The organism is Tolypothrix sp. PCC 7601, from assembly GCF_025677855.1.
Lineage (GTDB): Bacteria > Cyanobacteriota > Cyanobacteriia > Cyanobacteriales > Nostocaceae > Aulosira > Aulosira diplosiphon.
Window position 1 is genome coordinate 2772195 of record NZ_CP064879.1, and the last position, 25119, is coordinate 2797313.

The 25119-nt window shown below is 41.4% G+C and carries 21 protein-coding genes; 10 read left to right on the forward strand and 11 right to left on the reverse strand.

The window, feature by feature from the left end:
• Nucleotides 1–293 precede the first annotated feature (293 nt).
• A complete protein-coding gene (locus HG267_RS11565) occupies nucleotides 294–1994 on the reverse strand; it encodes an ATP-binding protein (RefSeq protein ID WP_045869103.1) in 1701 nt (566 codons plus the stop codon).
• Between the two features lie 186 nt (nucleotides 1995–2180).
• Here HG267_RS11565 and HG267_RS11570 point away from each other — a divergent pair, with 186 nt between their 5' ends.
• The 4 genes from HG267_RS11570 to HG267_RS11585 all read left to right on the forward strand — a co-directional run bounded on the left by HG267_RS11570 (nucleotide 2181) and on the right by HG267_RS11585 (nucleotide 5157).
• Nucleotides 2181–3374 carry an NAD(P)/FAD-dependent oxidoreductase gene (locus HG267_RS11570; RefSeq protein WP_045869104.1) on the forward strand — a complete coding sequence of 398 codons (1194 nt, stop codon included), beginning with the start codon at nucleotides 2181–2183 and terminating at the stop codon, nucleotides 3372–3374.
• Nucleotides 3375–3456: 82 nt separating this feature from the next.
• On the forward strand, nucleotides 3457–4122 hold the full coding sequence (locus HG267_RS11575; RefSeq protein WP_045869105.1) for an HAD-IA family hydrolase: 666 nt from the start codon (nucleotides 3457–3459) through the stop codon (nucleotides 4120–4122).
• Nucleotides 4123–4430: 308 nt separating this feature from the next.
• Nucleotides 4431–4559 carry a hypothetical protein gene (locus tag HG267_RS11580; RefSeq protein ID WP_255325171.1) on the forward strand — a complete coding sequence of 43 codons (129 nt, stop codon included), beginning with the start codon at nucleotides 4431–4433 and terminating at the stop codon, nucleotides 4557–4559.
• A 10-nt stretch (nucleotides 4560–4569) separates the two neighbouring features.
• Entirely contained in the window at nucleotides 4570–5157 is a 588-nt protein-coding gene (locus HG267_RS11585; RefSeq protein WP_045869106.1) for a TetR/AcrR family transcriptional regulator, read from the forward strand.
• Between the two features lie 62 nt (nucleotides 5158–5219).
• On the opposite strand, the gene HG267_RS11590 is transcribed toward HG267_RS11585, so the two are convergent.
• Nucleotides 5220–6203, reverse strand: coding sequence for a glycerophosphodiester phosphodiesterase (locus HG267_RS11590; RefSeq protein WP_228045279.1), 984 nt, complete (start codon nucleotides 6201–6203; stop codon nucleotides 5220–5222).
• A 97-nt stretch (nucleotides 6204–6300) separates the two neighbouring features.
• Complete coding sequence (gene hetF / locus HG267_RS11595; protein WP_045869108.1) at nucleotides 6301–8793, reverse strand: cell division protein HetF; 2493 nt, start codon at nucleotides 8791–8793, stop codon at nucleotides 6301–6303.
• Nucleotides 8794–11379: 2586 nt separating this feature from the next.
• On the opposite strand from hetF, the gene HG267_RS11600 reads away from it, so the two are divergent.
• On the forward strand, nucleotides 11380–11703 hold the full coding sequence (locus HG267_RS11600) for a hypothetical protein (RefSeq protein WP_045869109.1): 324 nt from the start codon (nucleotides 11380–11382) through the stop codon (nucleotides 11701–11703).
• Here the strand turns inward: HG267_RS11600 and HG267_RS11605 are convergent.
• The gene (locus tag HG267_RS11605) at nucleotides 11690–11923 is read right to left on the reverse strand and encodes a hypothetical protein (protein WP_045869110.1); all 234 of its coding nucleotides are present in this window, start codon (nucleotides 11921–11923) and stop codon (nucleotides 11690–11692) included. The genes HG267_RS11600 and HG267_RS11605 overlap by 14 nt on opposite strands.
• Before the next feature lie 152 nt (nucleotides 11924–12075).
• Nucleotides 12076–13929, reverse strand: coding sequence for a S8 family peptidase (locus HG267_RS11610; protein ID WP_045869111.1), 1854 nt, complete (start codon nucleotides 13927–13929; stop codon nucleotides 12076–12078).
• A gap of 117 nt (nucleotides 13930–14046) precedes the next feature.
• On the opposite strand from HG267_RS11610, the gene HG267_RS11615 reads away from it, so the two are divergent.
• The 4 genes from HG267_RS11615 to HG267_RS11630 all read left to right on the forward strand — a co-directional run bounded on the left by HG267_RS11615 (nucleotide 14047) and on the right by HG267_RS11630 (nucleotide 16925).
• Entirely contained in the window at nucleotides 14047–14463 is a 417-nt protein-coding gene (locus HG267_RS11615; protein ID WP_045869112.1) for a hypothetical protein, read from the forward strand.
• Between the two features lie 112 nt (nucleotides 14464–14575).
• Nucleotides 14576–15400, forward strand: a complete 825-nt coding sequence (thiD, locus tag HG267_RS11620) for a bifunctional hydroxymethylpyrimidine kinase/phosphomethylpyrimidine kinase (RefSeq protein WP_045869113.1) — start codon at nucleotides 14576–14578, stop codon at nucleotides 15398–15400.
• A 226-nt stretch (nucleotides 15401–15626) separates the two neighbouring features.
• Complete coding sequence (locus HG267_RS11625) at nucleotides 15627–16250, forward strand: hypothetical protein (RefSeq protein WP_045869114.1); 624 nt, start codon at nucleotides 15627–15629, stop codon at nucleotides 16248–16250.
• A 336-nt stretch (nucleotides 16251–16586) separates the two neighbouring features.
• Nucleotides 16587–16925, forward strand: a complete 339-nt coding sequence (locus HG267_RS11630) for a P-II family nitrogen regulator (protein WP_017749852.1) — start codon at nucleotides 16587–16589, stop codon at nucleotides 16923–16925.
• 253 nt (nucleotides 16926–17178) lie between these two features.
• On the opposite strand, the gene rdgB is transcribed toward HG267_RS11630, so the two are convergent.
• The 6 genes from rdgB to HG267_RS11660 form a co-directional block, all read right to left on the reverse strand.
• On the reverse strand, nucleotides 17179–17763 hold the full coding sequence (rdgB, locus tag HG267_RS11635) for an RdgB/HAM1 family non-canonical purine NTP pyrophosphatase (RefSeq protein WP_045869115.1): 585 nt from the start codon (nucleotides 17761–17763) through the stop codon (nucleotides 17179–17181).
• Between the two features lie 81 nt (nucleotides 17764–17844).
• Entirely contained in the window at nucleotides 17845–19284 is a 1440-nt protein-coding gene (locus tag HG267_RS11640; protein ID WP_045869116.1) for a phosphoglucomutase/phosphomannomutase family protein, read from the reverse strand.
• 419 nt (nucleotides 19285–19703) lie between these two features.
• Nucleotides 19704–20213 carry a hypothetical protein gene (locus HG267_RS11645; protein WP_045869117.1) on the reverse strand — a complete coding sequence of 170 codons (510 nt, stop codon included), beginning with the start codon at nucleotides 20211–20213 and terminating at the stop codon, nucleotides 19704–19706.
• Between the two features lie 5 nt (nucleotides 20214–20218).
• On the reverse strand, nucleotides 20219–21370 hold the full coding sequence (locus tag HG267_RS11650; RefSeq protein WP_045869118.1) for a ParM/StbA family protein: 1152 nt from the start codon (nucleotides 21368–21370) through the stop codon (nucleotides 20219–20221).
• Nucleotides 21371–21581: 211 nt separating this feature from the next.
• Nucleotides 21582–22205 carry a DedA family protein gene (locus tag HG267_RS11655; RefSeq protein ID WP_045869120.1) on the reverse strand — a complete coding sequence of 208 codons (624 nt, stop codon included), beginning with the start codon at nucleotides 22203–22205 and terminating at the stop codon, nucleotides 21582–21584.
• Nucleotides 22206–22674: 469 nt separating this feature from the next.
• Nucleotides 22675–23757 (reverse strand): Gfo/Idh/MocA family protein, encoded by a 1083-nt coding sequence (locus HG267_RS11660; protein WP_045869121.1) that lies wholly within the window; start codon nucleotides 23755–23757, stop codon nucleotides 22675–22677.
• 589 nt (nucleotides 23758–24346) lie between these two features.
• Between HG267_RS11660 and queC the strand changes: the two genes are divergently transcribed.
• Nucleotides 24347–25021 (forward strand): 7-cyano-7-deazaguanine synthase QueC, encoded by a 675-nt coding sequence (gene queC / locus HG267_RS11665; RefSeq protein ID WP_194007718.1) that lies wholly within the window; start codon nucleotides 24347–24349, stop codon nucleotides 25019–25021.
• Nucleotides 25022–25119 lie beyond the last annotated feature (98 nt).

Below are 25119 nucleotides of genomic sequence, written 5' to 3' on the forward strand. Positions count from 1 at the left end.
TTTGCCATATTTGTGAGCTACAACTATAAAAAATTAACCGCCGAGGGCAGAGGATAAACGCTAATAAATTTGTACTTTACTAGGTTAGAAACCGCTATAAGAATATAAAATATGTAATTCAAAAACCTATACCATCTTGATTTCAAGCCTCTTTTTTTAAGTCAGTGCTTTGTTTATAGCCTGGACTTAGCAAGAAATTTACATTAATAAATAAGGCGGGGAAAATTACTTATTTATTCTTGTTTTCCAATAAAGAAATTAGTCAATAATAGATTTATGGACTGGTTTTTACCTTAATCAGTAGAAAAGTCATAATTGTGTAGAACCGGAATTTCAATACTAAAAGTAGTTCCCATTCCCATTTGAGATATACAACGCAGCAATCCGCCATGTTTTTCAATAATTTGATGGCTGATAGATAGACCTAATCCAGTACCTTTACCAATAGGTTTAGTAGTAAAAAATGGCTCAAATAATCGCTCTTGAATATTTTCTGGAATACCTGGGCCATTATCACTAATCTGAATTTTTAGGCAATTAGAGTTAACTATCTCAGTAGAAATGCGAATTTGGTAATTTTCAGGTGTTTTCACCCCCATAGGCGGCCATGGACAACTGATCATTGACTCCTCTAAAGCATCGATCGCATTGGCAATTAAATTCATAAATACCTGATTAAGCTGATTGGCGTAGCCTTCAACCAAGGGAATATCACCATACTCTTTAATAATCTGAATACCTAAGTTTCTTTCTCTGGGCTTGAATCTACCTTGTAAGATGAGTAAGGTGCTTTCGATTCCTTCATGAATGTCAACTGGCTTCATCTTTGCCTGATCTAGGCGGGAGAAGTTTCTGAGAGTTAAGGCCAGTTGGCGCATTCGCCCCACTCCTACAATCATGGAGGACAGCATTTTGGTCAAATCTTCGATGAGAAACTCTAAATCGAGATTTTCGATAACCGTTTGAATTTCTGGTACTGGCTTGGGATAGTGATGTTGATAAAGTTGCAATAAATCTAAAATTTCTTGTGTAGATTGTTGAATATGGCTGAGGTTACCACTGACATAGTTAATGGGGTTATTCATGTCGTGAGCAACTTCTGCAACTAAATTACCTAGAGAAGACATTTTCTCACTTTGAATCAGCTTTCTCTGTGTTTGCTGAAGTTCAAACAGAGTTAGCTGGAGTTGCTGCGCTTGTTCTTGGGCGACTTGTGCAGCATTACAACTTTGCTCGTAAAGCAGCGCTTTTTCAATTGCACCTGCTGCTTGCAATGCCAAAATACTCAGCAGTTTCCAGTCTTTAGTAGAGTAAGTTGTGGGAGTCTGATTACACATCACTATTGCCCCAGTTAGCTGCTTTTTAGACAGTAAGGGTACGCAAATCAGAGAGCTAACTTTAGGTTCCATCTCCACAAATCTGGGATCTGCCAATACATTGTTGACTATTTCACCTTTAGGCGATCGCAGAATTGTACCGATGATTCCTTGACCTAGTTTGAGGGGTTCTGACCATGAGCTAAGTTCGCCATATTCCCAGAGAATTTTCAGCCAACTAGTTTTGTCATCTAACCATAAAATTGCACCACAGCTAGAAGGAATGCATTGTCTCGCTTCCTCAATCACCAACCTGGCAATTTCTTGCACATCTAAGCTGGCGGTAACTTGTGTAGAAAGGTCTTGAAATAAGTCTATTTCTTGATACTTTTCTAACAATTCCTTAGTTAATGACTTTTTCTCGGATTGCTGTTGTGCTAGGTAGGAAATGAGGGTAGCAATACTAGCTGCTTTTTGATCCCCAACTACCCAACCAATTACTTCTTCTAGCAGTAGTACTGGGTATCTAGACAGGCTGGCATCACTTTTAATACCAATTAGTGCTGTACCCTTGATATCTTCAATACAAATAGTAGTGCCCATCTCCCTTTCCAGGTGATTGAGGATGGCCAGAAATTCTTTTTGGGTGACTAACTTACGAAAATTGATTGGAGTCATCTAAGTGTGGCACTACCAGTTCACAGTATTGCTGTTTTTCAACTCACCTGGAAACATTACTAGGTGATATGAGTAAATTGAGCAGCCTTTGTGGGCCTAAGTTTATTGTTCCCATGCAATAGGCAGAAATAAATCATTACACTGAATGATAGTTGCCCAAGTGGGATGGATATTCCCTAAGAACAAATGACTCAACGAACTAATAGAATTGTGATCCTGGGTGGCGGCTTTGGTGGTCTCTATACTGCCTTACGCTTGAGCCAGTTACCTTGGGAGTCTACGCAAAAACCCGAAATTGTCCTGGTAGATCAAAGCGATCGCTTTTTGTTTTCTCCTCTACTCTACGAATTGCTGACGGGCGAACTCCAAACTTGGGAAATTGCCCCACCATTTGCAGAATTATTACAAGGCACAGGTATACGCTTTTATCAAGCTGTGGTGTCTGGCATTGATATCGACCAGCAACGAGTACAGTTACAAGATGGGCCGGAAATCGTTTATGACAGATTAGTGCTGGCGCTGGGTGGAGAAACACCGCTAGATTTGGTTCCCGGTGCCACATCCTATGCTTTCCCCTTCCGCACTATTCCTGATGTTTATCGGCTAGAAGAACGCTTGCGAGTTTTAGAAGAATCCGATGCTGATAAAATTCGGGTGGCAATTGTGGGCGCAGGTTATAGCGGTGTCGAGTTAGCCTGTAAGTTAGCCGACAGACTAGGAGAAAGAGGACGCTTCCGGCTGATAGAACTCAGCGACCAAATTTTACGAACTTCCCCAGACTTTAACCGTGAAGCGGCAAAGAAAGCTTTGGAAGCGCGAGGTATATTTATTGATTTAGAAACCAATGTAGAGTCTATTGCTCAAGATACTATTTCCCTAGAATATAAAAATCAAGTTGATACAATTCCTGTAGATTTGGTGATTTGGACTGTCGGAACGCGAGTAACTCCCGTAGTTAGATCCCTACCACTGAAGCAAAATCAACGCGGTCAAATTACAGCTACAGCTACTCTACAAGTTCTAGACCATTCAGAAATTTTTGCTTTGGGGGATTTAGTAGATTGTGTTGATGCTCAAGGTCAGCAAGTCCCTGCTACTGCTCAAGCTGCTTTTCAACAAGCTGATTATACTGCTTGGAATATTTGGGCTTCCCTGACAAATCGTCCTTTACTTCCCTTCCAATATCAAAAGTTAGGGGAAATGCTGGCGCTGGGAGTAGATAATGCTACTTTAACGGGTTTGGGAATCAAGCTAGAAGGGCCATTGGCATATTTAGCACGTCGTCTTGCCTATCTTTATCGGTTGCCTACTTTCGATCATCAACTCAGAGTTGGTTTTAATTGGCTAGTACGTCCTATTATAGAAACGCTTTCTCAGTAGCAAATAGTGCGTAAATATAACTATGCACTGAAGCTCGATCAGGCATAATCTCAAATCCAGGACGCAAAAGCATAACAGTTTGATGGAACGACCGAAAGTTATTTTTTTAGATGCTGTAGGCACACTCATCGGGGTCAAAGGTAGTGTGGGCGAAGTTTATAGTAAGCTAGCCCAGGAATTTGATGTGGAAGTTTCCGCTGATACATTAGATAAAACATTTATCGAAAGCTTTAAAGCCGCACCACCGCCGATATTTCCTGATGCAGACAACCAAGACATTCTCCAGCGCGAATTTGATTGGTGGCGAATCATTGCCCTCAATACTTTTGAAAGCGCAGGCGTTCTCAAGCAATTTTCTGACTTTTCGGCTTTTTTTAGTGAACTTTATATCCACTTTGGCACTGCTGAACCGTGGTTTGTTTATCCTGATGTGCTACCAGCTTTGATTAACTGGCGGCGGATGGGAATCGAATTAGGAGTGTTGTCTAATTTCGATTCCCGCATTTATTCAGTGTTGCAAAGTTTAGGACTCAGGGACTTTTTCACCTCCATCACCATTTCTACGGAAGCACGCGCCGCTAAACCAGATCCTCAAATTTTTGCTATAGCCTTAGAAAAACATAAGTGTCCACCTGAGGCTGCATGGCACATTGGCGACAGCCCAGAAGAAGACTATCAAGCTGCTAAAGCTGCTGGCTTGAGAGGTATTTTGATCAATCGTGAGCAAAAGTCAGGACTCAATATTTAGGAGTGCTGAGTCAAGAGTCAAGAGTCAAAAGTCAAGAGTCAAAAGTCAAATAAATGTCTGAATTTTGAATTTTGCATTGCTTGTCCCTTTTTCTGCCTTAACTTCCCCAGCTTTAAAAGTAATGGGATATTTTTTATTTGAAAGTCCTTGACCCTCCTATTTTACGGAGGGCTATTTTTGTGTGATTTTTTATTAACTGTATGGTCAGTCATAAAATATATTGAAGATAGTGGTGGCGATCGCATTCACTAAAAAACGCTATCACCCCATATAGGGCTGCAATTGGCGGCTACAAGGAGGATTTGCAAATGGATCTACATTACGAAATCCAAGGAAAGGGCGATGCGATCGCTCTCATTCATAGTGGCGGTGCAGATTTACGTGATACACATCCAGCAGAGGTAACTAACCTGATTAGCGATTTTTTGAGCGAGTAATAATCTAAAGATGCCCCGCACCCCAGCAGAAAATGAACGTATCCGTCAGGCTACCAAGGAGCAAATCTTAAAAGCGGCGATGGAGCTTTTTTTCAGCAAAGGCTATCACGCCACCTCTATTGACGACGTTGCGAAAACAGCGAAGATATCCAAGGGACTTCTTTATCATTATTTCAAAGGCAAAGAAGATGTGATTGCGGCACTGGTTGATATGCGACTCCACGATTTATTGTTTGTCATGGAAGCGGCGGCTGCAAAACCAACACCTGCCGAACAAATCCGGCACATTGCCGAAGGAGCTTTAGAAGATGTCCGCCGAAAACCTGAAGTTTTCCGTTTTTACCTCAACCTGTTTACCCAACCCAGGCTCGATCCAGTCGTAGCTAAATACAGCCAGAGGTTAATGGATGAGCAAGAAAAGCAGTTTGAGGTGCAGACGGAAATGTTCACAAAGCTGGGGGTAGCAAATCCACGCAAGCGATCTATCTATTTCTCCTCAACTTTACAAGGCATCATGCTAATGTTTTCTACCTATCCCAATACTTTTCCTTTGGATGAGGTGAAAGCGCAAGTCATTGAGGAGTTTTGCAGCCCGTGAAAATACCTCATTCCACAGGGAATAGGGCATTGGGCATTGGGCATTGGTGGCTTAATAGAAATTTACAATCCAAAATCCAAAATTGTATTAGCTATATCCGGGAAATCGCTAAAAACGCCATCAATTTCTAAGCTAAAAAATAGTTCATATTCTTGTTTTGGATTCCCTTGAAAGTCTAAAGGTAAAAATAAATCTTCATTGCGGAAAGTCCAAACATGAACCAGCAAAGAAGCTGCATGAGCATCGGTAACTAAGGATGTAGGCGGTAGTAATTTACCTGTGCTATCTCTGGGAACAAGTAGATTTTTATGAATTCCTATAGCTTGTGCATATTCTGCAATTTCTTTTAACCCTGAGGCTGTAATTAAATCGCTATATGTGCGCTCATCACCATTAACGATAAAATCATAAGGTTTACCAGTATTATTAATTAATTGCACCAGAGGTAAATCAGTTTTTGTTGATAAATATTTGAGGTTGCTAACTTCAAAAGACTGAATAAAAACAGGTGCATTTGCGCCTTGATAACCGTTAGCTGCTAAAGTTTTTAATAGCGGTTCTTCTAGAGATAAACCAATCGATTGAAAATAAATTGGGTGCTTAGTTTCTGGATAAATGCCAATAGTCCGATTAACCGCAATACTTTTAGCTTGAGCTAAATCGATGATTTCTTGCAGTGTAGGAATTTCAAATAAACCATCATATTTTGTATTTTGCGATCGCACTTCGGGAATTCGCTCTTTTGCTCGTAGGGTTTTGAGTTCGGCTAGGGTAAAGTCTTCGGTAAACCAGCCTGTCTTACTCTCCCCATCAATGATTTTGCTAGTTTGGCGTTGAGCGAATTCTGCATGGCTAGCAACATCAGTAGTTTCCGAAATTTCATTTTCGTGACGCGCAATTAATATCCCGTCTTTAGTAGCAACTAAATCAGGTTCAATATAGTCAGCCCCTAAATCAATTGCTAATTCATAAGCCGCTAATGTATGTTCGGGACGATAGCCGCTAGCCCCTCTATGGGCGATGATAATCGGTTTAGTATTTCGCAAAATGATAGCTATATTATTATCTTCTTAACTCTATAGCATTCCTATTTCATTTATGAAAGCCAAAGTCAATTTGTAAATTATTCTTCCTTGTTCCCTTTTATTGTTTCTGAGCTTTTTCTTTCAGTAGCGATCCCCAATCGGCAATAGCCTTTTCTGTCCATAGCCAATCTCGGCTTAATTTATCTACTTGGAAATCTATCGGATCGTCCTTAATGACCATTTGGCGCAATTTTAGCGCTTCATTCATATATTGATACTGTTTTTCAGATGGTTGATTATATGCAGATTTATAAAGCCCTAAAGCTAATCCCGCATAAGAAGTTAAAGCATCTTTAGATGTAGTATTTTTAGTAGTTGCTTGTTGCTTAAGTGCTAAATTTAAAGCTTTAAACCAAGAATCATTAGCTCGATTTAAGTTATCTTCTGCATAATAAGCAAATCCCAAAGCATTATTATATAAAAACGATTCTGGATCTGCTTTTACAGCACTTTCCCAATAACGGCGCGCATCATCAATACTGTATTTTTTATCTTTTATCTGCACAGATTGCCAAGCTAATCTTCCTTTGAAAAAGTTAACAGATGGATTATCAGCTTGCTTCGGCGGGACAAGTTTTAACGCGGCTTGGGCAGGTGGAAGCGCGCCACGGTTCAGTAATTCTTCTACAGCCTCTAGCCCTGCTTGTAAGTCGCCTTGGCTCAATTTTTCTGTAGCGGTAGCAGTGACAATTCCAGTTGCAGCCGTCTTTAAATCTACAGGAGGTTGGGCGGTAATCGACTGAATAGGAATTGGTGGTATGGGTGGTAATTTTTTCGCTTGGTTATTTTGCCACAAATTGACACCCACAACAACTGCGATCGCACTTGCTCCTACAATACCTACCATCGGCCAAATCTGCCGACGCTGGCGGCGTTTTGAGGAATATGTTTGTGAGCTGCCATAGGAATTGTGATTCCAATTCCCATCAAAACTTGTAGAAGTTTCATTTGCAGGCTCTGGTTCTTCTTCCCAAAAGCTAGCTTCTTGATCGGGTGCAGTCAATTCTGAAGAAAGTTGTCTTCCCCGGAGGCTATTGTCGTTTAACTGGGGTACAAGTTCCGCCGTCATGGAAGATGATTGCTCAGATATCCCTTTTTGGCTATCTAGTTGGCGAAACAAATCGGAAACCAGTGCGGAATCTTCGGCGTAGCTGGGGTCATCATCATACTCGATTTCATCAACCAAATCGCCCCAAGTATCTTCACCTAACCAATCTAGCCCTGATGAGTCACGCGCTAAACCCGAAGGGATCATGTCCTCCATTAAAGACAGATCAGTCTCCTCGGCGATATCAGAGTACATTGCTGCAGGATTTCCCCTGAAAGCTGGATTATACTCATTGAGTGCTTCTGCACTATCAGGGATTTCTGGGCTGAGAAAACCGTCAAATTCCGGTTGGAGATATAAAATTGGTAACGCCCAATACATGTGGTGAGAACCATAGGCAGATATTAGCCCTTGGCGTACTCGACTCACACACAAATCCACAGGATATCCTTGATTGAGGTTGCGGTAAAACAATTGTGTCAGCGTCAGCGCCACTTCATCAGGAATGCGTTCTGACATAGCTAAGACACTTCTAATACCGCGCTTAACTAAGCTTTCTGTCAGGTTACGTTCTCCAGTGTCTTCACCAGTATCGCTGTTAGCGCTGTATGCTCCCAAACAGGAGTTAAATACCGCCATTTGGATATTATTATTGACAAGCAAACCTGCCAAATCGTCGCCACTTAAGGTTTCTGTTAAGCCAGTTCTGTTATTAACTAGATAAATTTCGCCACCATTGGCACCAAGATTACTATGGCCGGAGTAGTGTAGAACATGATATCGCCCTTGTTCTAGGGCTTGCGTCAATTCTTCTCGCCCTGGCTGATCTAAAACTTTAAGTTCAATATCGGGTAGATAATTACCGCTTTCTGCGGCACGTGGTATATGGCGTTGTAGTTCGGCTTGCAGTTTAATAGCCTCATGTTTGAGCAAATCCAGACGGACTTGATCTGTAGGTGAGGCAATCACCATTAATACTTTAATACCACCTTCTTCTAAGGGTTGCGGTATATTTTTGGATGGCAACCGAGATGCTGGCAGAATTCCACTTTGGTAGCGAGAAAAAGCGACATAGGGCCCGGTGGCTAGAGGGCGATCGCCTGCGTGCATAACTTCCCAAGGTAACCGCGCTAACCTAGTATCTTTCAACCCTAAACGTAGACGTAACACCTGTTGGTGATTCTGGGCGATACCTTGTGCTGTAATCCAACTATCTCTGAGGGTACCTTGAAACAGTGCATTATATAGTTGCTGACCCAACGCTACTAGATTGACTGAGTTTCTGGCAATGTCGCTTTCACGTCCACCAAAGGCGATCGCATCTCCTTGCAACACTGACATCAACGGATCGTTCATCAAATGCCCAGCAGCAGCTAACCAATCAGCTACAGGCCAAGTCACCAGTTCTTCTGCTAATGGCACCCCAGGCGCGACTTGTTCCGTCCGCACCAAGTAGTCATTTTGCCCTACTGGGGTTACGGAAATATGAAATTCCTGGGTCACAACTTCTCCTCTTCGCCTCCTAAATCAGGTTTGAAACGCGAAAGTTTCAAGTCGATTTTTCGCTTCTTCTGATACCTTAGATGCATCTTGCCACTGAATGTTTCTGAATGCTCGTTATTTTGCTTTTTTAGGTACTGATAGAAAATAAATTATCCAATTACTCAGATAATCTTTTTCTTCCTACTCCTACTCTACGAGAGGCTAACACCAACGCGCAGCTTCTTGTACAGATGACTTCGCTGGCTCACCTGCTCCCTACTCTTGTGCTTACAAGGCAATAGGATATTTTTTAATTGGAAATCCGGCTTTTACAACTTTATCCGGATTAGTTGACATCTGAGTAGAACAGTTTATTGGTAGATGCACCTTGATCTTCGACTCCCCTAATTGGCGAATGCTCATTAGGGGATTTTTTTATGTTGGCAAATAACAACATCCTCAGACATAAGCATTATTAACTGGAGAACGTGGTAGATCAAAGCGCTTTCCTCTGATTCTTTGCCTAGCATCCTTTGGGTTTGTTTTGACACATAACTAGAATACACATTTTAGTCAATTTATCCGGAGCTTAACGTTTCTCTGGGGAACAATTAAATGGTAGATGCACCCTGATAACTAACTCCCCTGGTAGGCTAATGCTTACCGGGGTTTTTTTTCAGCTTGGCAAACGGCAATAAAACCAATACATAGTGAATTTTATCCGGATAATACTTGTTATATAGAGAACAGTTAAATGGTAGATGCACCCTGATAACTAACTCCCCTGGTAGGCTAACACTTACTGGGGGTTTTTTCTTGAAAAAACAAATAATCACTATTGTGACAATTTCATCCGGAGCTTACTTATTTCTTATAGAACAATTAAACGGTAGATGCACCCTGATAACTAACTCCCCTAGTAGGCTCATACCTACTGGGGGTTTTTTCTTTAAAAATACAGATAGTCACTATTGTGACAATTTCATCCGGAGCTTACTTATTTCTCATAGAACAATTAAATGGTAGATGCACCCTGATAAATAACTCCCCTAGCTGGCTGGTACCCACTAGGGGATTTTTTTGTGGTTAACACTAATACATGTATATAAGACTTTTATCCGGATCAGGGTAGTTGCACTCAGAATAGTTAACTGGTAGATGCACCCTGATAATCCACTCCCCTAGTTGGCTGCCACCACTGGGGGTTTTTTGTGTTTAGCGAATCGGTCAAAAATTTATCCGGATGAGGGTAGTTGCACAAGAAGAGTTAAATGGTAGATGCACCCTGATAACTCACTCCCCTGATTGATGGCAATCGGCGGGGGTTTTTTATTTTTTAGCGAATTGGTCAAAAATTTATCCGGATAGGGGTAGCTGCACTCAGAAGAATTAAATGGTAGATGCACCCTGATAACTCACTCCTCTGGTTGATAAAATCGGTGGAGTTTTTTATTTTTTAGCGAATCGGTCAAAAATTTATCCGGATAAGGGTAGCTGCACTCAGAAGAGTTAAGTGGTAGATGCACCCTGATAACTTGCTCCTCTGATTGATGGCAATCGGTGGAGTTTTTTATTTTTTACAGATAATCAGCGAATCGTGTCACAAATTGATCCGGATAAGGGTAGCTGCACTCAGAAGAATTAAATGGTAGATGCACCCTGATAACTCACTCCTCTGGTTGATAAAATCGGTGGAGTTTTTTATTTTTTACAGATAATCAGCGAATCGTGTCACAAATTGATCCGGATAAGGGTAGCTGCACTCAGAAGAATTAAATGGTAGATGCACCCTGATAACTCACTCCTCTGGTTGATAAAATCGGTGGAGTTTTTTATTTTTTAGCGAATTGGTCAAAAATTTATCCGGATTAAGGTAGTAGCACTGGAAGAATTAAATGGTAGATGCACCCTGATAACTCACTCCCCTAGTTGGCGAAAGCCTCTAGGGGTTTTTGTTTTTCAACCATAATCGGCGACGCATCACGAATTTATCCGGAGCATCTCGATTTCACCTGGAACAATCAAATGGTAGATGCACCCTGATAACTAACTCCCCTGGTAAGCTCATACCTACTGGGGGTTTTTTATTATTGAAAAAACAACAATCTTCCTTTACCAAAAACTCTCCGGAAGATTGTATTTAAACTAAGAAAAATAAATTGGTAGATGCACCCTGATAACTAACTCCCCTGGTAGGCTCATACATACTAGGGGTTTTTTGAGGAGATATTTTGCCTCTAGCTGCCCACTGATAATTGATGAGGCATATATTCTAGCACAAAAATGCGCTGTGAAATTAAATTTCTGAATATTGTGTCTTAGCGATCGCTTATCTTGCTGTCATCGTTAATTACATTTATCTTATCATTATTTTTCGATACTCGTTATGCCTTTCCCTGACTAAATTTCTACCTTTTTATGGGCTATTAGGCAGATACATATTGTTATTCCACAATATATCTGCCAATTTGGCAGAATTTTTAATTATTTTTCAAGAATTTAGCTGCATAAGGATTAGTATTTATTACTATTTGCCGTGCTGTGCGGCGGATATCCAAGGTTTTCTGCTACAATAATTTGCCTATGTCCAAATAGTCGCACAGTCAAATGAATTTAGCAGTAATTAAGTTCTCTTCGGAAGAATGCGGCATTTGCCACAAAATGTCATTTTATGACCAAAAGGTAGCTGAAGAACTCGGTTTGCAATTCATTGATGTCAAAATGCAGGATACGGCTACTTATCGCAAGTATCGTAAGATTTTGTTAACTCAATATCCCGATAAATCAGAAATGGGATGGCCTACCTACATTCTCTGTAATTCTCCTGAAGGAGAGTTTCAGATTATTGGTGAAGTTAAAGGAGGCCATCCCAAAGGTGAATTTAGAAGCCGATTACAAGAAGTTTTAGCTTCCGCAGCTAATCAGAACTAATTACATCAAAAGATTTTACTTCCAGGACAGGGCCAATCATGGCAGTAGTCATGATATCTTCTCGCACTTTGCCCGTAACTTTGGCTTTTTGCCCTACTTTTAATAATTTTTTATCTACACTTCTAGGAAGTTCATAAGTAACGCCTTCATCGGTAACTAGCGCCCAAGCGCCAGTACCGATGTCGCGGTGTTCAATAGTGCCTGTAACTGTAGTACTCATATAATTTTTTTGGTGTTGGGTGTTGGGTGTTTGTTGGGAGGAAAAAGGGGATAATTGTGAATTTTGAATTTTTATCCCCTTTTTCTCATCCTCCCTGAGCCTGAATAGCTTGAATGCGAGAAGATTTTCTCTAATGCATATCAGTTAATTAACTAAGCTACTTGCCTTTCGTTTTTCAAGGCTAAACGAGCTAATCCATAACACAGCAGGGCATTAGCAATCAAGAAAACGCGGGCTAAGTGGCTACTGCCCAAACCCCAAACAGCAGGATCGTAAAGGGCACTGACTGTCAAACAGGCTGCCACACCAAGGCTAGAACCAATGGCAAACCATTTGCCGCTAGGATGTCCCAGTAGTAATGCAACGAGAACTATAGGAATCAATACGCTAGCAAACAAGGGATTTAAATCACCAGTGCCTTGGAGACTGTTACCTAATTCGGGAATAGAACTACCCAAAAGCCGGAAAGGCCATTGAGGCAGGTCAAAGATATAAATTCCTTTAAGGAAGAATAATCCCGAACTACCAGCAATTAAACCACTGGATAAAGACCAACTCCAAGTGAAAGGAAAGTAAACTCGTAAAAACCAAGCTAATAGATAAGAACCAACTACCATCAAAATTTTGGGTAACAGCGCTACAGCACCGCCATCAATCCAAAATCCAGGGTTGAGATAGCCGTTATCTCTTAACCAACGGAAGAAATCAGAGAAGCTAATTTGACCGTCAGTGGCAAGTTTAACGGCGGCTTCGGCATTGAGTAGCCCAGAACCGTAGTAGTTTAAACCATCTTCTTGAATAGCCCGTGAAGACTGTTTGAGGACTTTTAAAACTTCATCGGGATCTGTGATACCTTTAGCTTTGATTAATGCAGCTACACCAGCAACGTGGGGAGATGCCATACTTGTACCTTGGAAGCCAAGGAACACACCTTCACCTTGATCATTGATGGTTTCTTGCAGAATCTTGCCAGCATCGCTACCACCAGGGGCAGAAATATCAACCCCAGCACCAAAGTTGGAATATGGGGCTTTTTCACTGTCTGGGCCGTATGCTGAAACGCCAATAACATGGGGATAACGTGCTGGATAACTAGCACCATTCGCGTTTTCGTTACCAGCCGCCGCCACAATCACAACACCTTTGTTGTGGGCATAGTCAATAGCTTGCTTCATTAACTGGCTTTCACCGCCACCACCCAAGCTCATATTAATGACATCTGCGCCTTTATCAGCAGCAAATTTAATCGCCTCGGCAATATCGGCAACTGTACCACCACCATACTCATTCAATACCTTCAAAGGCATGAGATTAGCTTCGTAGGCAATACCAGCTACACCATATTTATTATTGGTAGCTTGGGCAATAGTACCTGCAACATGGGTACCATGACCGTTATCGTCTTTGGCTTCTTCTCTATCGTTAACGAAATCGTAGCCTTTGACAAATTTCGTTTCATATAAGTCGCGTACGCGAGTGATACCAGTATCAATGACAGCAACCGTAATGCCACTACCTTTGGTTTGACTCCACGCGCCTTCAATGCCAATGTTATGTAAATTCCACTGCTTACTGTAATACTGGTCATTAGGGCCAGTTAATGAGGAAGTGACATTCTCTTCATCTTCATTGGGTTTTAAAAATTCTCCCAAATAAGCAAATTCACCCGGTTGGGGAATATTGTTGTAAATATAATTTGGCTCGATAAATTCTGTAGCCGACTTGAATTTGGATTTTTGCAGTTCTTTCAGCAGTTGGCGATCGCCTTTGATAATATACACATTATCTTTTGCTGAAAATTTATTATCGAGTTGGGGTGTAACCTGGTATTGTTGAGCGATCGCTTGCAAATCTTTCTCTACTACCTCTTTGGGTATATCTTCACGAAAATCAAGCAGAATCGTCTCAAACTCACCCTTGGCTGCTAGTCCCTGAAAATTGAGGAACCCAAATACAGCCGCCCCCAAACCAATGAGAAACAAGCAAAATAATATAAGCCTTCTCATATAAAGTCATCACCGCTTTTTGCCAGTTGCTCACTACGATAACTTATCTGTGCCTCGAGTTGGTGTATTTTGCACTTAAGTTAAAACTTTCACTTAGCACTCAGGACTGTTGAAACAATGGAACATGGTCTATTGTGGTTGCCTTTGTTAGCAATGTTTTTCTGGTTGGCTTGGCAAGGCTCAAAAGAGTATCAAAAAGTTGAAGCTTACCGCGCTTGGGCAGAGCAATTTGAACGGGCAAAGTATGATATCTATGCAGTATTGGGTCAAAAAGATAACAATATAACTTGGGGAAAACCTACGCCTAAAGGGCCAATTAAACTGGAGACATTTTCTTTAGATGATGTCCAAACAATCAATCTTTTAGTTGATGACAAATTATCTAATTTAGAATCACCACCAGAAAAAGGTCGTCAGATTGAATTAGAATTTCTCTTTCCTGAACCTGCTAAATCTGTAAAAGTCCCTTTTACCGAAATCCCTTTAGCAGCTGAATGGGGTAAGTATTTACAAAGTAAATTAGGGACTAAGTAATGGGTAATGGGTAATGGGTAATGGGAACAAAACACTTAATCATTCACAATAAATAAATATACTTAACTCTTGACCTTTAACCCTTAACCCTTGACCCTTGACCTTAAATCAGATGAACGCTGTTACACAATCCAAGATACCTGTTGCTTTAACTATTGCTGGCTCAGATAGTGGTGGTGGTGCGGGAATTCAAACGGATTTACGCACTTTTGCTTTTCACTGTGTCCACGGAACTAGTGCTATTACCTGCATCACGGCGCAAAATACCTTGGGGGTAAGCCGAGTTGATGCTATACCTGTTGAGGCTGTAGTAGCGCAAATTCAGGCGGTGGTTGAGGATATTGGTGTACAAGCTGCAAAAACAGGAATGTTGCTCAACAAGGAGATTATCTTAGCTGTTGCTCAACAAGTAGAAGCTTGGAAGATCAATAACTTAGTAGTCGATCCAGTAATGGTTTCACGCACAGGGGCACAATTGATTGATGATGACGCAGTCCAGACTCTTTGTAGTGCCTTAATACCCCAAGCTGCTATTGTCACACCAAACCGCTATGAAGCTCAAATTATGAGTGGTTTAGCGATTAATTCCCTGGAAGATATGCAAGCAGCCGCCGAAACCATCCACCGCAAATTAGGTGCGAAAGCAGTTTTAGTCAAAGGTGGAGGTATGCAAGGAAACTTACGTGGTGTTGATATCTGGTTTGATGGGCAAAATGTAGAAACTATCACTACCCAAGTAGTAGAAACCAAAAATACCCACGGTACTGGTTGTACTTTATCAGCTGCGATCGCTGCCAATTTAGCTCAAAATAAAGACCTCTTAACAGCAGTGCAGCAAGCAAAAAACTATGTTACAACTGCACTCACTTATTCCCTCGATATTGGCAAAGGACAAGGCCCTGTGGGTCATTTCTTCCCTTTGCTTCAGAGAGGCTAGGTGATAGGGGAGATGAGGGAGATGAGGGGGATGAGGGAGATGAGGAAGATGAGGGAGAAATAATAAATATCTATCACCCATTACCAATTACCCATTACCCATTCCCTACTTTTTTCTCTATTCAATAATTTTTCAATAATTCTTCAGCATGGTTTCAGAGTTGACTATCTCTGATAGTATCTCTACAACATAATGAATTACTTCGATTTTTAATACCAGGCGACAAATGGTAACAACTACAAGTTCTATTTATTACAATCCAGATGCAGACAAGGCTCCAGCGCAGCCGCCATCTGTACCGCTTTCTGTATATCGGGAGTTGGCGGATGAGTTAAAGTCAGCACAAATACAAATAGATGCACTGACATCTAAAAATCACAAACTAGTGCAAGAAAATCAACTACTGCGCCAAGAAATTACCAAAGTTGTTGAGTCTTTATTGCATTTGCAAAAGTTGGTGGATGTACCAACTCCACTACCTACTAAGCCAAGCGATCGCCCAGTACCTACTCCTGAGGCGAAAACTACAGCCGCAACTAAGCAGCCTCCAGCCAAGGAAGCACGTCCCCGTCAGCAAGTTGCACGTCCCCGTCCAACTGCTAAACCCGAAGTCACCACCACGAAAGGCAATCGCACTCATGTTGCTGTACCTGTAACAGAAATGCTACCCTCAATGCCGGAAACAATATTAATAGAAGAGCAAGAAGTTAGATATTATGGCCCTACTGAGTCAGAAACCAAAGAAATAAGCGGATGGTGGTTAGCAATCTCAATTTTATTAATTATGCTCACTGCTTTTACTGCTGGGTATTTGGTTGTGCGTCCCTTCTTTGAACATCAAAGTCGTTAATTTCACTTTTTTGTTTTTGGCTTTAGCTGCTTACACAATTGCTCTTAAATTACTTGCTCAACTCCTAGAGGTTAATTCAGGGAATTTTTATAAATATTAGTTGCAACACACACATCCTCTAATATTAAATAGAGGGATTTTTTCTCATGTCATAACCATAACGACTATTGAATTAGTCAGATTTATCATGGCTAATTTCATAATTGTTCCCATAGGGCAAATAAAGTCGTAAATTATTACATATTATTTTTAAAATAATCCTACTAGTTAAAGTCTGAGACAAGGGATCTGCTTAGATAGATTAACGAAGCTAGTAGAAATTTAGGAGACCAAAACATGAAAAAAGTAGAAGCGATTATCCGCCCATTTAAGCTTGATGAAGTCAAAATTGCCTTGGTTAATGCAGGGATTGTCGGTATGACCGTTTCTGAAGTTCGAGGCTTCGGTAGACAAAAAGGTCAAACTGAACGCTATCGTGGTTCGGAGTACACCGTTGAATTTCTGCAAAAACTCAAAGTAGAAATCGTCGTTGAAGACAACCAAGTTGATATGGTAGTAGATAAAATTATTGCTGCTGCCCGCACTGGTGAAATTGGTGATGGTAAGATTTTCATCTCTCCTGTAGAGCAAGTTGTGCGGATTCGTACTGGAGAAAAAAATACCGAAGCCGTCTAAAGTCTGAACTTTTAGTTTTGATCAGCCAGTGCGTTGCAAAGCCAGCACTGAAAACAGTTTTTCCGTTGTAGGTAGCTGGCGTTGAGGTTATCCTCCTTTGCAGCAACTGGCATTGCTGAGTTGTTAGCTAAAAAAGCTAATAATTTGACTAAATAGACTTAAATTCAGAACTTATTTCAGGATTTCATCCCTTAATTCCAAAATCAATCTAACTTAAGACTTGAGATTGTCAAATCTGATGAATTTATCTCAATCAAAATTTAGTACTCAATCCTGCCAATTGAGGAAGTAAAGATTCAAAAGCCTTACCTCGATGGCTAATCGACCTCTTCAACTGTGGTGTCATTTCTGCAAAGGTTAATTGCTTATCTGGAAAGTAAAAAATTGGATCGTAGCCAAAGCCACGATTACCGCGAGGTGCATGGAGTATTGTGCCATGACAAACCCCTTCAGATTCTAAAACGATCGCACCCTGAGGATTAGCGATCGCCACGGCACAAACAAATTGTGCTTTGCGGTTGACTTCGCTTCCCAATTCGTTCAATACCCTAGCAATACGTTCTGAGTCGGTTCTACCATAACGTGCAGAATACACCCCCGGTGCGCCATCTAACGCATCTACTTGTAAGCCAGAATCATCCGCAATTGCCCAACTTTGCGTAGCTTTGGCCACTTGGGAAGCTTTTAGACAAGCATTCGCCGCAAAGGTATCGCCTGTCTCTTCAATTTCTAATTCTTCTGGTTTAAGAGTTAATTGCCAACCAGAATCAACCAAGTATTGTTGCATTTCTTTCAATTTACCTGGATTTCCGGTGGCTACTACAAGTAGTTTAGTCATGTGTCATTCTGCTATTTGTCATTTGTTTTTAGTCATTCGTCAAAGGACAAAGGACAAATGACAAATGACTAAAAACTAATTTTACTCTGCCCAGTGTTTCGCCCACGCAAGAGTTTGATGTACTCGCTCAATTGTCGCGGCTTCGCAGTACAGGCGTAATACTGGTTCAGTCCCGCTAAAACGAATCATTAACCAACTGTGGTCAGCCAACCGGAATTTGTAGCCGTCAATAGTTTTGCAGTCAATTACGGCTTGTCCTGCAATTTCCGTTAAAGGTTGGGTTTGCAGTTGTTGCAAAAGACGCGATCGCACTTCCATACTCGCTAGGGGTAAATCAATGCGATCGTAGGCTGATATGAAATTAGTTTGCTGTTGTAAGTCCTGATAATATTCGCCTAAATCTTTTCCAGATTCCACGATTGCTTCTAGAACATACAAGGCTGATAGCAGCGCGTCCCGTTCGGGGATATGGCTACCATAGCCAATTCCACCTGACTCTTCGCCCCCTAACAACACCTCTGCAGCTAGCATTCTGTCAGCAATGTATTTGTAACCTACTGCTGTCTCAAACACTGAGAGGTTATGTAATTTTGCCACCAGGGGAATTAAGTCAGAACCACTGACTGTTTTGACGATTTCACCACTAAAATTGCGTCTTAAGGTTAAATGGTCAATTAATATCGGGATTAGCACCTGAGAACTCAAAAAATTGGCTGATCCGTCTACAGCTGCAATGCGATCGCTATCCCCATCAAACACTAATCCCACTGTTAAAGCTGTTTTATTGGTTTGTTGATGAGTTTTTATCACCTCAAATAGCTTTGACAGGTATTTAGGCAAGGGTTCTGGTGCGCCACCACCAAATAAAGGGTCACGATTGCTGTTAATTTCATGGACGCGATCGCCCAGTAATCTGGCTAATCCACCCGCCGCCGCCCCATGCATCACATCCGCAAATACAGTCAGTTTCCCAGAAGCTATGGCATCTCGCAGTTTAGCAATATCAACTTTCTTCTCTAAACCTGCGGTGTAACTAGGCCAAGGGTCAAATATCTCTAATTTGCCTGGAGTATCTGCTTTTGGCGGTATTCCTTGCGGTAATAGCGCTTCTATCTCTTGAGTAACTTCCGGTGATACCGACCCGCCAAAGTAACCTTTGACTTTTAACCCCAAATATGACCCAGGATTATGACTAGCTGTAATTACCAATGCGCCCAAAGCATTGAGTTGTTTTGCTGCCCAACTAAAAGCTGGAGTGGGTGCATAGGTTTCGCTAAGTAGCACATCAAATCCAACAGCGGTAACAGCATCGGCTACAACACGGGCAAAGTCTTCCGCCATAAATCGGCGATCGTAACCGACAACAATCGTCCGGCTACCAACGCTAGGAAAATACGTATCATATAATACTTTTGCTGCTACTGGTGCAACTAAGGCGAGGCGTTCAAAGGTGAACTCATCACCAATCACGCCTCGCCAGCCGTCTGTACCAAATTTGATGGAGTTCGCTACAACTGGCATGAAGGTATCCTAAATTTTTTACCTGCGGATTCTACTATTTTATACAGTATCCTGTGTAAAAAATTCTAGGGTAATACTAAGTATAATTGCTACTAAGCATAAATCAGGGATGCAATACTTGTCGGTTAAGGGCAAAAGAGGAAGGGGAAAAGGGGCAAGAACAAACCTTTAACCCTTACCCTTTCACCTTTTCCCCAAACCCAATTCCGAGTTGAAAATCCTTAACCGAGCAGTATTGATCAGGGATGGGTTTATTCCCTTGATAGAACAAAAAAGATGGCGTTCTCAGTTCGGAAAAAACTGCGATCGCATCTTTAAAATCAATATATAAATGTACACAAATATTAATAATCCTTAATAGTTTTTCCTATTAAGGATTTTACATAACAGCAAAAGATGCTCAAAGCCCTGATGTTACTTTAAAAATCATCGAGAAACTGGCTAAGTCGGCTGATTACAGGATCAACCTCTTGAGGTGGTGGAGGTGGCATATAAGTATTATTTACTACTTCCACTACTGAGCTTGCTGGGGCTGATGTTGTTGGCACGGAATACTGAATCACTGGTCTTTCAGCAACCATAATAGCCAAATGAGCAACTTGTTGAGTAAGTTGCATAATTTGGCTTTCCATTACCTCCAACCGATGAGATTCCTTGGCAAAAAAGCGTTCCTCAAGGTCAGCCAGTTGATTTTGCAGTTTACCGATTTGTTGTTCAACCGCATCTGTTGTTGCTGTTGTTGTTTGCGGAATAGGTTTTACTGATTCCGGTACACATAAAGACTGCCATAGAGCTTCTTTACACAGGTCGCTGAAAGTTTTATCGACTTGTTTCTCCAAATAGCTTTCTACAAGCGCCAACAAACTTTCATCAGCGACCCCTGGATTGAACGTGACCGATTTCACTACTTTTTTTGACCATTGGAACATCAGTTTTAAGCCCTAGAAGAGCGAACGGCGGATAATTGCGCCTCTCCATAAATATATTGCCCCAAGGCATTGGCTTGTCTGGAAGGTGCAGCTAAATAAGCGTTAATTTTAGCTTCCTTAAGTAGACGTTGTACATCTTCCCAGAAGAATTGACCACCCCCTCCGGTGATAATTACATCTGTAACCCGCTCTGGCAACCATGCTAGAACACGGCTACAAATTTCACGGGAAAACATTTCTGTTAGGTTGGGGAGAAAATCATCTAGGTTTGTAGGCTTGCTTGCACCTTTGGGACGATAGAATCTTTCGCCCTTAGGTTTATTGACAGCAGAAATCAATGCTAGAGATTGACTATCAGCGCCCTCGATTTCAGCAGCTACCAATTCATAAAATTTATTCATCCCAAAATCTTCACTCTTAGAAGCACCGCGAGCGAAGCGGAAGTTATCTACCATCAGCAAATCGATGGTTTGATGACCAATATCAACGATTGCAACTGAAATTTTCGTAAAATCAGGAAGTGTTGCACCTTTTTGAGGTTGAGCTTCCGTCCACAGCAGACTGCCGTAGCCTTCTGGCATTACCCAAACCTTAGTGACGTTGAGTGAGACGGATTCACCCCGGAAGTTTAAAACATGAGGCCCGGTTACCGCACTGATCAACTGTGCTTTTTCTTTTTCAAACTGTTCTAAAGACAGGAAAGGCAGACCCAGAACAACGGAAATTTCGTCTTTGAGTTTGAAATAGCCAGCACTAGCTAAAACTTTTACCAGTGCATCCTCTACTTTAGATTGACCTACGCCTAAATTAGCGCCAAAGTCTGCTGCCAATTGACCGACAGCATAGCCACTACCTTGGTACTCCAACCACAAATCCATTAAAGGGTCAGTAGCACGCGCTTCAAACACACCACCACGTACCTGTTCGATGGACATTTGCTTGACGTTTGCAGGTACGAAAACGACATTGTTTGGTTCGCGGCTGACACAAGTTTTAGTAGAAGTTCTACCTAAATCAACGCTGAGAATGGCCTTACCTGAATAGGAGGTACTGGGCTTAGGAGTAGTAGTAGCGTTGATTGGGGTAGATGCCGATACTCTATTCATAGGAATAGCAGCGGCATTCATTGGGGTGGCAGCGGAAGGTTGGTCTGTCATAAAAGCTCCTAGTCCTAACTTAACTGTAAAAACTTATCCTGCTCAATCTTACAAAAATGGGAGTTACCAAAAATTTCCAGCTGCGTCAAGTGTAGCTAGAAATACGCAAAAAATTAAGTCAGGCGATCGCGAATTTAGCATTATTTGGGATAGTGTAGGCCAATTTTAGGCATCTTTAAAACCTAATTTTGTGGACAAAGGCTTATGTATGTCATTTTCTAGTAGTTTTTTGCTTACGTTTGAACACCCAAATGAAAAATGCGATCACCAAGCTCCCAAGCACAATTTTTGATACAGGAGCAAGGTACTTGTCCACAAGTTCATACTGACTACCCAACAAATATCCTGAGTATGTTAGCAAACCTACCCAAGCAGCGCTACCTAAGGTAGTGTAAAATAGGAAATTTAGCAAGTTCATATTACTCATCCCTGCCGGTACAGAGATTAAAGTACGGATTCCCGGCACTAGACGACCAATAAATACAGCTTTATTACCTTGCTTGTAAAACCAGTTGTTGGCTTTAGTAATATCTTTACCAGAAATAGAAATCCATTTACCATGTTTGTCTGCTAAAGATTTCAAGCGCTTTTCACTTAAAAATTTTCCTGGGTAGTACCAGATGAGTGCGCCTAGTACAGAACCGATTAGTCCGGCGACAAATACACCTAAGATATTTAGCTTTGCCCCTCCTGGCTGATAGGGACTAGCTGTAAATCCTGCCAGTGGCATAATCAACTCTGAAGGAATCGGCGGAAAAAGGTTTTCTAAAAACATTAATAGAGCAATTCCCCAATAGCCTAGGGAGTTGATAGTATTAGTTATCCATTCGAGCATTTGGTTACTTCCTGCAAATACTACACCAGTGTGGTGGTTAAATTCAGCGTTAACTTTTTTAAACTTTATCGAAACTTAGGAATGTAGCTTGTTTTTCCTAAGCTTTGTGATTAATGCAGTCTGATATTAACTACGTATTACTTGGGCGTAGCTTAGCTCAGAGCAGCCGTCTCCTACCCTTACGGCTGTAAGGGCTTGTGCGCGGTTGAAGTCGCGTTCAAGGGTCAAGAGTCTAAAATTATCGGACTGAGAAATTGGGAATTTAGATTCACAAAAACCATCAAAAAATATATATGTGCCAGTTCTTTAAGCCCAAATTTAATTATTTGTGCTAGCTGGAACCTAGCTAGACTTAGTCGTAGTAAAACTAGAAATTTCACTGGCAATTTGGATTAAAAGAGTAAAGGTGAACACAAAAAACAAAAGTCAAAAATCTTGCGACTTTTGACTTTTGAATCTTGTTTAATTTTTAGACTGTCGGGGTGAGTGATTGCACTCTGGGTTCCGATTGCCAATCTAATGGGTTCCAAACCCGCTCTTCCAAAGCCATCTGCTCAATTAAACTGGCTAATCTTAAAGCTTTGAGAGCTTGTTCTCCGCCAACAGAAGGTTGATTTCCGCCATGTACACAGTTAACAAAATGTTCTAACTCTGCGCTGAGAGGTTGAATATTAGTGGTGTACACTTTCTCAATTACACCATCTTGGCGATAAAGTACTTGCCGATGATCGTTTAAAGAGCTGTTATTTGTTTGCCGATGAATTAAAATTTCATTCTTGAGAAAATCTGCCTCAGTGAATGAATTTTTGCAATGGGCAACAATCCGACGAATTTTCCTATGGGTCACTTTGCTGGCAGTTAAAGTAGCTACAATCCCATTAGCAAATCCTAAGGTAGCAGTCACGTAATCTAAATAACCAGAATCTAGGGCACGAGTACCACTAGCAGTTAACTTCACTACAGGGGAAGCAGCTAATTCTAGAAGTAAGTCAATGTCATGGATCATTAAATCCAGGACAACAGAAACATCGTTGGCTCGGTCTGAATAAGGACTCATCCGATGAGCTTCTATAGCTAGTAACTCTTCAGTTTTCAGCACTTTGCTCAGTTCGCGAAATGCTGGATTAAAGCGCTCAATGTGACCGACTTGGAGAATACACTGCGATTCAGCAGCAGCATTGACCAAGGATTCTGCCTCAGAAATACTTGCGGCAATTGGTTTTTCAATTAAAACGTGAATTCCCGCTAACAAACAGTTAATGCCCACGGCGTAATGTAGGCGAGTGGGAACAGCAACACAAACTGCTTCTACATGGGGCAAAAGGTCACAATAATCTTCAAAAAATTTGACCTTATATTTGCTAGCAGTTTCTAATCCTCGCTCGACATTAATATCTGAAACACCTACCAGTTCAACATCTTTCATTGAACTCAGGACTCTGGCGTGATGTTGCCCCATGTTACCCACCCCAATTACGCCTATGCGAATTGGTCGTGGTTGGTTGCGCTGTGTATATAGATTTGGTTCTGCTACTGACATGCTATCCTGCACTATGATTCTCTCCTCAACCACCAAATTTAGAGACGCTACGGTCGTTGGCCTTTATACTTAACTGCCAGTGACGATCCGTCTAAAACCATCCAGATGGTAACATAGAGGTTCTATTTATGAAGAATTTCAAAGTTTGTTATGGGTTCCCGCAATCTGAGTATCTTTTGTATAGTCAGTTCACCCTTGATAGATTTTTTACACCTTACACAAAATATCTGATGTCTTTTTATTAACTTAATAACCTAAGTAATACCTAAAGGTAATAATTATTTGGATCAATCAGAGATTGATAAATTGAAGTTAATAATTTTTTCTCAGTAAAATTACGAAAAAATGAAAATCCCACACTGAACTTTTGCCTGAAGAAAAATTGAAAAAATTTACTGATAAAGATCACCAATGATACACTTTAATAATTTTTACATAATTATCTGCAACTATTGCAGATTGTGAAGCGAATTTTCACGACACTAGTAGTAGATATTGACCTTTGAATTTTTAGGGCGTAAGAGAGATGCGATCGCCAACAGGAGTGCAAAGGCTCAAGCAATCAGATTTAGCGATTGAAAATCTCAAGATTAAATCCACGATGAAAGCTGTAATTCTGTTATCAGGGGGATTAGACTCTTCCACAATTCTGTACCAAGCCAAAGCTGATGGCTATGAGTGTCACGCTCTTTCCTTTGATTATCAACAGCGACATCAACGCGAGTTAGAGTCAGCTCGGTTAGTGGCGCAAAAAGCTGGAGTGGCTAAACATCAGGTAGTAAATTTCGACTTACGGCAATGGGGTGGTTCTGCGCTGACAGACAGTAGCATTGATTTACCAGAGGAACGTTCCCTAGATGAGATGTCGCAGAGTATTCCTGTCACCTATGTACCAGCCCGGAATACCATCTTTTTAAGTTTTGCCCTCGCCTACGCCGAAGCGATCGCAGCTGAACGCGTTTACATCGGTGTCAATGCCTTAGACTATTCTGGTTATCCTGATTGTCGCCCTGATTATATCCAAGCGATGCAAGAAGTTTTTCGCCTGGGAACCAAGCAAGGACGAGAAGGCGAACCTATTACTATCGCGGCACCTTTAATTAATCTGAAAAAGACCGAAATTATCCAGTTGGGTAATCAACTCGGCGTTCCCTGGGAACTCACTTGGTCTTGTTACGCTGGTGCGGATATCGCCTGCGGAGTCTGTGATTCCTGTCGCCTTAGGCTAGCAGCTTTTGCTGAATTAGGCTTGAAAGACCCAGTTGCTTATGTTTAGGGACTGGGGAACTCGGGGCCCCCTCTGGGGATAAGGGGTAATGGGGATTGGGGACTGGGAAAAGCAACGGGGCAGGGCGCAGGGGAAGAAATAATTAA